The 12,302-nt window shown below is 58.1% G+C and carries 9 protein-coding genes; 4 read left to right on the forward strand and 5 right to left on the reverse strand.

What is annotated here, in order from left to right; genetic code table 11:
• Positions 1 to 204 precede the first annotated feature (204 nt).
• Positions 205 to 1,086 (forward strand): YicC/YloC family endoribonuclease, encoded by an 882-nt coding sequence (locus B3M32_RS04455; RefSeq protein WP_290743845.1) that lies wholly within the window; start codon positions 205 to 207, stop codon positions 1,084 to 1,086.
• 106 nt (positions 1,087 to 1,192) lie between these two features.
• Here B3M32_RS04455 and B3M32_RS04460 read toward each other — a convergent pair whose 3' ends face one another.
• From B3M32_RS04460 to B3M32_RS04475, 4 genes are read right to left on the reverse strand one after another with little or no spacing between them, the layout of a single operon-like run.
• Positions 1,193 to 2,044, reverse strand: coding sequence for a hypothetical protein (locus tag B3M32_RS04460; RefSeq protein ID WP_290743846.1), 852 nt, complete (start codon positions 2,042 to 2,044; stop codon positions 1,193 to 1,195).
• A gap of 3 nt (positions 2,045 to 2,047) precedes the next feature.
• Positions 2,048 to 6,166 carry a C25 family cysteine peptidase gene (locus B3M32_RS04465; RefSeq protein ID WP_290743847.1) on the reverse strand — a complete coding sequence of 1,373 codons (4,119 nt, stop codon included), beginning with the start codon at positions 6,164 to 6,166 and terminating at the stop codon, positions 2,048 to 2,050.
• A gap of 27 nt (positions 6,167 to 6,193) precedes the next feature.
• Entirely contained in the window at positions 6,194 to 7,048 is an 855-nt protein-coding gene (locus tag B3M32_RS04470) for a hypothetical protein (protein WP_290743848.1), read from the reverse strand.
• A gap of 6 nt (positions 7,049 to 7,054) precedes the next feature.
• Complete coding sequence (locus B3M32_RS04475; protein WP_290743850.1) at positions 7,055 to 7,735, reverse strand: hypothetical protein; 681 nt, start codon at positions 7,733 to 7,735, stop codon at positions 7,055 to 7,057.
• Positions 7,736 to 7,783: 48 nt separating this feature from the next.
• On the opposite strand from B3M32_RS04475, the gene B3M32_RS04480 reads away from it, so the two are divergent.
• Positions 7,784 to 8,251, forward strand: a complete 468-nt coding sequence (locus tag B3M32_RS04480) for a peptide chain release factor family protein (RefSeq protein ID WP_290743851.1) — start codon at positions 7,784 to 7,786, stop codon at positions 8,249 to 8,251.
• Between the two features lie 123 nt (positions 8,252 to 8,374).
• Entirely contained in the window at positions 8,375 to 9,610 is a 1,236-nt protein-coding gene (locus B3M32_RS04485; protein ID WP_290743853.1) for a lamin tail domain-containing protein, read from the forward strand.
• 71 nt (positions 9,611 to 9,681) lie between these two features.
• On the opposite strand, the gene B3M32_RS04490 is transcribed toward B3M32_RS04485, so the two are convergent.
• Positions 9,682 to 10,140: a hypothetical protein gene (locus B3M32_RS04490; protein ID WP_290743855.1), complete on the reverse strand. Its 459-nt coding sequence runs from the start codon at positions 10,138 to 10,140 to the stop codon at positions 9,682 to 9,684.
• 87 nt (positions 10,141 to 10,227) lie between these two features.
• On the opposite strand from B3M32_RS04490, the gene typA reads away from it, so the two are divergent.
• Complete coding sequence (gene typA, locus B3M32_RS04495) at positions 10,228 to 12,063, forward strand: translational GTPase TypA (protein ID WP_290743857.1); 1,836 nt, start codon at positions 10,228 to 10,230, stop codon at positions 12,061 to 12,063.
• Positions 12,064 to 12,302 lie beyond the last annotated feature (239 nt).

The raw sequence follows: 12,302 nt of genomic DNA on the forward strand, positions 1-12,302 counted from the left end.
CCATCTTTTCAGTTTGTAAAAAAAAATAAACAACCGATTCGGGATTAATATAGATAAATATTCCTCATTTTTTTCATCTTTATTTCAAATAAATCCGCGAACGTATAAACATGCACATTTCAGCCATTTTTGGGCCTTAAATCGACCTTCAAGTACGCATTTTTTTCTATGTTCTCCCGAAAAATAAAGCGAGTAATAGGCACTATGTCCATCATTTCCATGACCGGGTTCGGCAAGAGCGAATCCACCCTGAACGGAACCACCTGCGTTATCGAAGTGCGCAGCGTGAACAGCCGTTTTCTTGAAATCTCGAGCAAGATCCCGAAGAACTTCGCCTACCTCGAAAACGACTTCAAGGCGCAAATCAAGGAAAAGCTCGCCCGCGGCTCGGTGAACCTCTCCATCACGCTCGGCGAAGGATCTGTCGGGAACATCCCCGTGTGCTATAACGAAACGGCGGTGAACAAGTTCGTGGAAATCACCAAGGCCATGCAGGCCAAGTACGGCATCGCCGGCGAAATCAAGCTCGAACATATCCTCGCGATCCCCGAAGTACTGCAGTTTACCGATGCCGGCGCCGACAACGAAGTCTGGGAAAAGCACCTGAAGGCAGAACTGGACAAGGCCTTGGACGGGGTCATCGCCATGCGTGAAAAGGAAGGTGCGAACCTCGCAGCCGACCTCACGAAGCGAGTCGCCCACCTGGAAGATGTTCTCGCGAAGGTCGAAGTACTTGATCCGCAGCGCATCGAGACTTGGAAGGTCAAATTCAAGGAACGCATTGACGCCCTGATGAAGGACAGTGAGATCGACGACGTGCGCCTGTTGCAGGAAGCCTGCATCATGGCCGACAAGTTGGACATCCACGAAGAGATTACGCGATTCCACAGCCACAACAAGCTGTTCCTGGATGCGCTCAAGAAGGGCGGCGCGCAGGGGAAGAACCTCGGGTTTATCCTTCAGGAGATGGGCCGCGAAGCGAATACGCTCGGGACAAAATGCCAGAGCGCCGACATCGCGGCACTAGCCATCGAACTCAAGAACGAAATCGAGTGCATTAGGGAACAAAGCCTAAATATCGCGTAATTAAATGTCTTCCCCGACTTGGTCGGGGACCTCCTTTATAAAAAGGAGATGCCCGCCTTCGCGGGCATGACAATCACTGCGGGCATGACACGCACTGCAAAAAGCCTTAAGCTTTCTTCTTTTTCTTGTCCTTCATCTGGACGCGGCGGCTACCGGAGCGCAGGCGATCCCACGGGGCAAAAGCCATAGTCCCGAAGGTAAAGCCGAAGAACCACACGACAAAGGCTAGCCAAAGCACAGCGGCACCGGCAACCTGCCTGCCCGTAACCTGCGCCATATCCACTGACGTCGCGACTACCGCCAACAGGCCGCCGATAGTCACGGGCAAAACCATGCGCTTGCCCGCCTTGACAATGGCACCCGTCGCAGGCGTCCCCTCGCCCAGTTCCTTGCCGGCATTCAGCGCAAACGCGACAACGCCCGCAAAGCCGAGTGCGCTCAGCGCCGCCCAAGAAAGCCATGCGTTATCGGGAGCGACCGGGCACCAAGCCAGGAATCCGGTAAGCAGCAGCCAAGAAAGGGCGAACGGGAACAACACATTCGAAAGGCCTATCTTGGCCACGAACAAAAGCACCAGCGAGACCGCGGCGAACACGCCGTAGAACACCAGCTGCATGCCCTCGGAACCATCGAGCAGCACGAGCGACCCGACAAAGGCCGCCACGGCAACCAAGCTGCCCACGCCGCTCTTGACACCGCCAAAGACAAAGAAAAGCACAAAGGCCGCAACCGCAGCGACACCGAGATACTTCGCGCCGCCCAAGGCTTCACCGCCCATGTCGGCCATCCACATTCCCAGGGATTCCGATGCGCCCAGCGGGAGCGAACTCATCACCTGCCACCCCGTCGCAACAAACATCACAGAAAAAAGAACCAAGAAGAACAAAAAGATCAACCTGAACTGGACCATGCGTTCCAAAAATTTTTGCACGACACCGGGCTTATCCCTCAAATCCATTTATTACCTCGAAATTAAAAGTTTCTGTTTCTTTGTCCAAGTACTCTTCTTGAAATCGCCTGCCGCGGCGACGTTGTTGCGTACAACATAATGATACAGGCCGTTGGCCAGTTTACGCCCGTGGTTGTCGCGGCCGTCCCAGTGCGTAACGCCAGAGACTGCGTTCTTGATGACCTTGACCAGACGGCCGTTCTGGTTGTAGATAAAGATATCCACCCGTGAATCACGGTCGACAGCCAGGTTCTTGAAATAGAACGTGGTCCCCTTCTTGCCCATCGGATTCGGAACGTTGAACACGTCGGCAAGGCCGTCTTTCAGTTCGCCCGTGATTTCCACGTACACCCTGCGCGTTCCCGTATTGCCAAGCACATCCATCGCCTGCACGCGGAACTCGTATTCGCCTTCGGGGTACGCCTCGGAGGTAAACGTCTTGCGCAGCACCACGCGCCTGGAACTCTGTTCGATATACGGATACGGATGATACGGATCCTCGACGCCGGTCACCTCGAAAGAAATGCCTTCGTCGGCCTGTTCGCGGAAATCGAGAGCCGTAGAATCCTCGATGACCACCTGCAGGCAGGCGGGAGACTGCAATTTGACGTGCTGGCCTTCGGCAAAGGATGTCGCCTGGCCGCCAGAATAGCAGGACTGTATCTTGATAATCGGCGGGACAGAATCTTGCAGGGAATCCGCGTAGCTCGACATGCCCGAAATCATGATATTGGACTTGAGCAGGCGCGCGATATTGCGGTCTTTCGCGGAGTAGGCCCAGGCAGAAAATTCGGCGGCGGTATCGCCAAAGTTCAGCTTTCTCGGAGTCACGAATTCCGTCTCGAAACGGCCCCCGACCACCGGGATGTCTTCAGAATAGAGCAGGGCGCCTTCGTACACGACTCCCACGGAGTCCTCGACACCGGAGGCCCTGTATATCGAGAGGCCGAGTTTCTTGTTCACGCGGCCTTCACGCAGCGATACGCTGATGGTGCCGTTGTTCATGTTCGACACCGTTCCCGAAATCTTCATCTTGTCGAGCGCCTTGAGCGAATCGATAGGGTTGTCGAGCGTCACCGTATTCTTGGCGATAGGCATCTTGATTACGGGTTCGCCGATGTACACGTAGCGTTCGTTATTGTAGCGTTCCTGCGAGTAATAACGTACAACGTTGTTCTTGAGCTTCTGGAAGGCTTCGCCGTACGTGATGCCGCTTTCGCTAAGCGCATTCGAGAGCAGCGTCTTGCCGAGAGTCCTGTTGTGCGGGCCCAGAGTCTCGCGGGTCGCGCCCACGGAGGCAATGGAACCGGCGCGCGGGGCGACCAGGAATTCTTCGGAAAGCGAACGCCCTATGCCGTCGTCAAAGCGCGCCACCGTACAGGAGAAAGAATTCAAGATTGTGTAGCGGCCCCTGTTGTTGAGGCGCGGTATGTAACCGACCTTCAAGAGGCCTTCCGAGGCCCAGTCCGTCTTGGAGCCGTGCCCGTAATAAGACGTCATCAGGATTCCCTGGTTCAGCAGGTTCAGCAGGTCGTTCGACGCCTCCTTTTTCTGGCCGGCGGCATCGTAGGTGTAGTCGATAAGGTAAATCTTCTTGATGTTCCAGCGGAAATTGAGCGTGGTAGAAAGCTTGTCGAGCGTTGTCGCGATTTCTTCGGCAAAGGTCGTGTGACCTGTGTTGTCCTTTGTCGTGCCGTTCATCGCATCGTCGGCAGAGAGCAACATGTTGGAACGCCACGAGCCGTGATCGTACTTGCCCACCTGCTCGTAATCCCTGACCTTGCCGATGTAGGCGGAAAATTCGGACGGAGTGTTCACGGGCAGGCGGCCCATGGCCACGTCGAGGTCGTAATTGCCGAAGCGAACGTTCTCGCCGGAATCGAGCACGGCAAAGAAATCCTCTACCACGGCGTCTTCGACTTCGTACGGCGGCATGTAGTTCGTAGCCGACACCACCACGTTCTTGTAGTCGTAATGGCCGGTACCCACCAGCAACACGAACTTGAGCGACGGGCACACGGAATAGGCGTAAGAGATATAGTTGCGGATGGCCACCGGCGAGGCGCTGCCGCCCGTATAGTGGCGGTAGATATCGCTTGCCGCAACGACCGTGGTACGCACCGGGAACACGGTGGAATCGCTTGCGCGGAAATTGCCCAGCGACACGGACTGTGCCGCAAAAATGTCGGGAGTGATGATCAGGTATTCCGTTTCGGAATTTATCTTGGCGATGTTGCCCAGCATGCCCGAAGGCTTCGCGGCAATGCCCACGACCTTGGCGGGTTTCTTGAGACTCCTGGACCTGTACGCCAGGTAACGCACGTCGTCTTCGGCAGAGACGCTGTCCTTGGCCACGCCGTTGGCGATTTTCAGCAGGCCGACCGGTTCCAGGTTCACGAACTTCATCACGCGCGTGTCGGAGGCGGAACCCACGGGGATGTTGATGATTCCCGAGACCTTGCCGGGCAAGAGCCATTCCGAGGAATCGACAACCGGAGTCCACTGGTAAGCGAGCGAGTAGCCGTCGAAGCGGTCGTACTGGAAGTCGTTCGGCAACATCGTGAGTTCGAACCTGTTGCCCGATTTCTTCAGGCCGGGATTGTCTATGCGGAATCCGCCCGTAGGCAACAGCGCCGTCGAGCGCCTCTCGAACTTCTGGCCGTTCACCTTGAACGTGAAATTCACGTTTTCCGTGCGCTCTATGAGCGGCTTGCCCGACAGTTCCAGGGACGGGACCTGGTCCGAAAGGCCGTCGGGCGACTTGCGGCCGTCTACGGCGGAGGCCCACACGGCGCGATGCGGGAAAAACGACACGGCGACATACTGCTTGCCGCCATCTACCATGCTTTCCAGGCTGTTCGTCTGGGGCATGTCCAAAATCATCTCGTCGACGACGGTGGTATCGAGTCTGTGGTGCCAGACCCAGAACCATTCCTTGCCCGTGGTGGACTCGTACTCCAGCGGCTTGCCGTAATAGGTATCGCGGAGGAACACGTCCTTTTCGGCGCGCACGTAGCGGAGCCAGTCGATGTTCTTGCCGGAGCCCGAGGGGGCTGCGGCGCCGGCGTCGAGACGCTTGCCGGTACCGGATTCACTCCAGCCGAGCGCAAAATGCTGGTAGTAGGAATAGGGAGAAACGGAATAGAAGTAGTCCATCTTGCCGTTCTCGAACGCGGGGTCTTCGCGGTCGCAGCGCTTCCAGAAACTGGTGCCGTAGCCGACGAACACAATCGTGTCGCCTTCGTCGAAGATTCCGTTGCCCTTGCCCGAAGAACCGCCGTGGTCGCGGACTTCTATCGGGATTTCAAAGAGGTGCGTGGGGGCGCGGAGGTCGGCCCCGGGGACTTGCGCGGCCAGCGTGTCGGGCGACGCGCCGTACATGCGGAGACGGTCGACACGGATACCGTGGAGGTCGTCCTGGCGTCCCTGTTCCTGCATGGCGATGCGGAAGTCCGCGTAACTCACGGCGTAGAGGCCGTCTTCGGCAACAGTAGAGATGTTCTTGTCGCCGACCAGCACCTGCGCCAGGAAATGCACATCGGCAATCTCGGAGGCGGCGGCGCGGCGTAGCGCCTTGCGGCGCGGGGACTGCGCTACGCCGAAGCGGGCGGCGCCCTTGGGGTTCCGTACGCGCGAAACCGCCCGCGCGCCGGGGTTCACCCCGGTGCCCGCCGCCGGGAATCCGACGTCGAGCCTGAAACTCTTCCTCAAGGCGAACGAGCCGCCATGCTTCACGAAAAGCGGGACCGCCACATCTACAATCCAGAGGCCGTCACGCTGGTACGGGGCGCTGACCGATGTACCGCCGAATTTTAGCCCGGCGCCTTTGCAGAAAGGCCTGTTGAGCGGCACGACCTGCTTGTCGGCCACCGAGACCGAGGGCTTCTCGTTGCCCGGAACCGCGATATGGTAGATGCGCGAGGGCACGGCGTTGCCGGATTCGTACGAGGCGTCTTCGGGGACGAACGTGAAGCCTTCCACCACCTCGCCCAGGTCGTTCACACAGGGGTGCACCGCGTCGTCGATCACCTCGTCGTTCAGCACGAACCGCGAACGCGTATCCTCGACAACCGAAGACGCGAAAGACGCCACCGCGAAAGCCACTAAAGCCAGAAAAAGTCTCTTGTACATCAACACGTTCTTAAACTACAAAATTGATTATGGGTTGGTAACAGTCATCTCGTAGAATCCGTTACCGCTGGTGCGCATTTCCACGATTTCGCCCCCTGCGGCCTTTTTCTTGAAAAGCGTGAACATTTCGGGTTTCACGCCCTTCATCAAGATAGCCTCCAGTTCTTTTTCGCTAATAAACGCCCCGGCGTTCCATTCGGGCATGTACCAGTGCCACGGCTGCCAGTTGAACATGCCGCGGGTGGACTGCACAAAGGCGCGCAGCATCAGGGAATACTCGTAACGCAAGAAGTCCATGTAGTCGCGCAGTTCCGCATGCTTCTCGACGAAGGTCTTCTTGGAATAGTCGCTGTCGAAACGCAGCGGCGTGTTGTCGGGCTTGCTGTAGGTAAAGCGCACCCGCTTGTCGTTGGCCGTTATCTTGAGGTCGGGCTTGTCCAGGTGCACGAACTCCCCCGGAGCCACCTGCCTGTAGTCGCGGAACACGACCGACGGGGTGAGCACGCGGTTCATGGAAAGCTTCTCGGGCTTCGCGTCGAAGGCGGCCACCTCGTAAAAGAGCAGTACCTCGCCCTTGCCCTTGGGTACGAGCACGGCGAGAAGCGGCTTGGAACGTTCCGACAGCACCCAGACCATCTCGGGCTTGTCCTTCTGCTTCAGGAGCGGGTCGAGCGCGAGCATCACCGAGGGGTCCTTCACGCCGTTCACGTCCCACTCCATCCACGTGCCGGTCCCGCCCACGGAATCGAGCACCGCGAAAAGGCGGTCGCCGCTGAAAGCTTCCTTCGAGCTCACCGCGCCGTAAATCTTGGCAGCGGGCTTCGCAGCGACCACACATACGGCGAAGGTGAGCAAGACAAGGCTAAAAACAAGGCGTCTCATCTTCACCTAGAATCCGATGGGTTCCAGAAGGCTTTCGTCGAGGCGGGAATACGTCATGTGGTATTCCTTCTCTATCCAGTAGAGCGCGAGCTTGCGGCCCGTCCAGTTTTTCTTGACCGCGATGGACTCGATTCCCTTGGTAATCAGCGGGATGGTGCCCGGGAGGTCCAGCTTCCAGGTTTGGTCATCCCATTCGAAAAGCATGATAGGCACTTCGGGGCTCTTGGCAAGGCCGATGCTGCCGCGGTCGTTCTTGACCTTCATGGGGCCGAGCTTGAGGCGGGTAAAGCGGTCGAGCATGCCGCTCTTGCTCAGGAGCATGTAGAGCATGCGGTCTTCTTCGGTTTCCCAGAGGTGCTCGCGTTCGTAAAGGCGGTACATGAGAATCACGTAGGCTTCGTAGAACTGGCAGGTATCCAGGTCTTCGGGCTTGTAGACGCGGGCATGGTTCTCGAGCGTGTCGAGCCAGTATTCCGAGGAGTCCGTCAAGAAATCGTACAGGGTCTCGGCACTGGCGCCTTCGCGAACCGACGCCAGGAAGTTGTGGAACATGAGTTCCAGCGCCGACTGCTTGTCCATGGCGCGTTCCTGGACCTTGGCGTTCTTCTCCTGGGCCGTCTCGGGGGCCTTCGTGTCGGCGGAACCGGCGCAAGCCGCAAAAACAACCGCCAACAGCAACAGGGGCAACAAAAGAAATTTATTTTTCAAGTCATGCATCGCGATACCTATCTTAGAATGAGTCTGGATGAACTGCTCTCCGCCTGTACCCAGAAGGGGTTCCAGGGAAGCGGTCCCGGCGGCCAGCACCGCAACAAGACCAATACCGGAGTATGGCTCACCCTACGCGAATACAATTTAGAAATCAAATCGTGCGAAGCGAGAAGCGCCAAAGAAAATAGGACCCATGCGCTGCACCGCATGCAGATGGCGCTTGCGCTAAACGTCCGCGAGACCCCTCCCGAAAAAGAAATTCCCTTCCCCGGCAGCAACGGGCATATCCAAACGGGAAACGCGCTGTTCCCGCTGTTCGTGGCACACGTATTCGACATCATGGCGGCCAAGAACGGCGACACCAAGGCCGCGGCGCAAGCGTTCGGCATCAGCCCGAGCGCCCTCGTCAAGATTCTGCGGCAAGACAAGGCGTGCGCCGAAAAGCTCCAGGGGCAACGCGTCGCCGGCGGCAAGTCCCGACTCAAGCTTTAGTTTAAAGTCCCGACTCAGGCTTTAGTCCCGACTAAAGCATTAATTTTTTAGTTCAAAAACGGAACAAATCCGGGCAAAAATCCGTTTTATAGGTAAGGACACCCTAATCCACAGGAGGTATACATGCGTCCTTCCCTAAAAACGTGCGCCCTAGCCGGCGCGGTTCTTTCCGTATGCGCCTTTTTTGCGACAGGCTGCAGCGAGAGCGAAAGCTCGTCGGCCCGGCCCGCAATCCAGGCTACCGCATCGGTCACCATGAAGCTCGACTACATCAGGGCACCGCTTTCGGACAGCCTGGTGCTGGACTGCTACGGCGCCGACACGCTCCACTACAGCATCGACCCGGAATCGCCCTACATAGAACTCGACCTCTTCCCGAGCGAAAAATGGAAATTCGAGGCCAGGCTCTATGCCAACGGGGCACTGATGCAGCAGGGCGAAGTCACCGCCAGGCTCGAGGCCGGCACCGCCATCGACATCGCGATACAGATGCACGCCATCGTCGGGTTCGTCTACGTGGAAATCCCGCTCGGGCTAAGGAACCCGGCAGGAATCGCTAGCGGTTCCATGACGCTGGAAGGCGGCGGCGCGAGCTACACCTACCCCATGCAGGTCGCCGGTTCCACCGCGGTATTCAAGAGCGAAATGCTCCCGCTCGGCTACGACTACGGGCTCACCATCACCATGCGCGACTCCACGGGCACCGACATCTACCGCGTCAGCGAGACTTTCCGGCTCGACGAATCGAGCCCCGTCCCCGAATTACAGATAAAGTCACTCCGCGCCGACGTGCATTTCGACATCAAGTTCTCGGCCGACGTGAACATGAACATCAGCACGGCGCTCCCCGCCAAGCGCACCGCCCCCAGGCCGGGCGACCTGCTCATCACGGAATTCATGACGTCTCCCCTGCGTTCCGATTCCACGCAGTACGAGTTCATCGAACTCTACAACGGCACGCTCGATACGCTGCTGCTCGCGGGCTGCACGCTCGGCGCCACCTCGCAGGAATCCAAAGGCTGGCCCATCACGCTCGAATACATAGCCCCGGGCAAGTCCGCCGTATTCGGAGATTCATCGGCCAATACGCCGCAAAAGTACCGCAACACCGCCACCTGGGGCGACCTCACCAATACCAAGGGGAGCATCGTGCTCGCCTGTGGCGGGAATCCTATAGACTCGCTGTTCTATTCCGCCACGCAAGACACCGTGCTGAACAACCTTGTGCCCAACAGTTCCGCCACCACCAAGAACCCGCTCAGCACGCACCTGGGCATAGACCGCTGGGATTCCCGCGAAAATTCCGACAGCTGGTGCATAGGCGGCCCGACCCCCGGCGTTGTCGAGACATGCGGCTAACCCGCACATAAGACAAAACCCCGCCGCGAGGCAGGGTTTTCATTTTTGCGCTTTTTTGCGGACTTAAAAAATTATCCGTGCAGCTGCGTGTTCGGGCGTTCCATGTCGAACAGGCGGCGCAACAGTTCCGTCTTGGCGGGGTCGCGTTCGTCCGGCAGGGTAAGCGGGCCCATGTTGATGGCCACCAGGATAGAGCCCGGATAGTTGTTCACGCTCTTGATGAAGTCGCTGCTCGAGACACCTTCGGTGTAGAAGTCCACGACAAACGTGTCCCAGTCCTCGTTCTCTATCTGCTCCAGGGCCTCTTCTTCAGTCTTCACGGCCTTGATGGTTGCGCCGACAAGCAAATCCGAGAGGACCTCGAGGCAGGCGTTGCGGTGGACGTCGTCGTCTTCCCAAATCAAGACGCGTCTTTCGCTGTAATCACGGACCTCGGGCTGTTCGCTTTCGGCAAGTTCTTCGTCGTCGAAAAACGCCTTGGCGGACTCGTCCATTTCTTCATCTTCAAATTCGTCGATTTCTTTTGCCATAACGTCTTTAAATATAGTAAAAAACTTGCCACCTTCCCCATGTTTTTCTATTTTTGCGCCCAAAAATCAACAAAACATAGGCAATCCATGGATCAGACAAAAATCAGAAACGTAGCCATCATCGCCCACGTTGACCACGGTAAGACTACCCTGGTGGACCAGCTTCTCAAGCAGTGCGGAACCTTCCACGAAAACGAAGAAGTCAACGAACGCGTGATGGACAGCGACAACCTGGAACGCGAACGCGGCATCACCATCCTCAGCAAGAACACGAGCGTCATGTACAAGGGATACCGCGTGAACATCGTCGATACCCCGGGGCACGCCGACTTCGGCGGCCAGGTGGAACGCGTTCTCGGTACCGTGGACGGCGTACTTCTGGTTGTGGACGCCTTCGAAGGCCCCATGGCCCAGACCCGCTTCGTGACGCAGAAGGCCCTCGAACTCGGCCTCACCCCAATCGTCGTCGTGAACAAGATAGACCGCGACGGCTGCAACCCGCACGGCGCCTTGGACAAGGTGTTCGACCTGTTCTGCGAACTCAACGCCACCGAAGAACAGCTTGACTTCGGTTACGTGTACGGCAGCGGCCGCAAGGGCATCTGCAAGGCCGAAGTGGAAGACCCGGACGGAGACTTCAGCATCCTCATGGACAAGATTATCGAGCGCATCCCGGCCCCCAAGGGCGACCCCGCCGCCGAACCGCTGCTGCAGATTGCCTCGCTCGAATACTCCACGTTCCTCGGCCGCCTCGCCGTGGGCCGCGTGCAGCAGGGCACCATCAAGCCCAACCAGACCTACGCCCAGGCCTTCACCGACGGCACCGTGAAGACCATCCGCCCGCAGAAGATTCTGCGCTACGAAGGCCTCACCCCCAAGCCGGTCGACGAAGCCGGTCCGGGCGAAATCATCCTTATCGCGGGCCTCGACACGTTCGACATCGGCGACACCATCAGCGCCACGAGCAACCCGGTGCACCTCCCCCGCATCCATATAGACCCGCCCACCATCTCCATGGTGTTCACCGTGAACACCTCGCCGCTCGCCGGCAAGTACGGCGGCAAGTTCATGACGGGTAACCAGCTCCAGGAACGCCTGGAACGCGCCCACATGGCCGACCCCGCCCTCCTCGTGGAGAAGGTCGACGGCGCATCCACGTTCAAGGTATCGGGCCGCGGTATTTTGCACCTCACCATCCTCGTCGAGAACATGAGGCGCGAACTCTACGAATTCACCATCGGGTCCCCGCAGGTGATTTTCCAGACCGACGACAACGGCAAGCTCCTCGAGCCCGTCGAAGACTTCAAGGTCGAAGTCCCGAACGAGTTCAGCGGCGCCTGCATCCAGGAAATCCAGCAGAGAAAGGGCGAAATGGTCAACATGACCACCGACGACAACGACCGCGTGTCCCTCGAGTTCATCGTACCGAGCCGCGGCCTCATCGGCATCCGCCCGAAGCTGCTCTCGCTCTCGAAGGGTTACGCCGTGACGCAGTCCTTCTTCAAGGAATACCAGCCGTACAAGGGTGAAATTCCGGCCCGCGTGAACGGCGTACTCATCGCCAAGGAACCGGGCGAAGCCGCCAGCTACGCGCTCTCCAACCTCGAAGACCGTGGCTACCTCATAATCGGCCCCGGTGCCGAAGTCTATCCGGGCATGATCGTGGGCGAACACAACCGCGACGTGGACATCACCGTGAACGTCACCAAGGGCAAGCACCTCACCAACATGCGCTCCAAGTCGGCCGACGACATGATCCAGTTGACGCCGTACCGCCGCATGACTTTGGAAGAATGCGTCACCTTCATCAACGAGGACGAGTGCATCGAGGTCACTCCCGAAATCTTGCGCCTGCGCAAGAACGAGCTCGACCCCATCAAGCGCAAGCAGATGTCCAAGAAGCCCGCCGAAGACGACGACTAAAAGAGGTGCCCGCCTTTTTCACTGTCATCCCCGGCTTGGCCGGGGATCTCCTTTTTTATATAAAGGGGAAGGCCTTCCCCTCGTTGCAGCCACATGTAAACATGTGTCTTCCACTACCCCTTCGTTCCGCTGCACTTGTCATCCCCGCCTTTTTTACTGTCATCCCCGCCTTTTTCACTGTCATCCCCGGCTTGGCCGGGGATCTCCCTTCGCTGTTATAAAAAGGAGGTGCCCGCCTA

Origin of the sequence: Fibrobacter sp. UBA4309, from assembly GCF_002395745.1 — a bacterium.
GTDB lineage: Bacteria > Fibrobacterota > Fibrobacteria > Fibrobacterales > Fibrobacteraceae > Fibrobacter.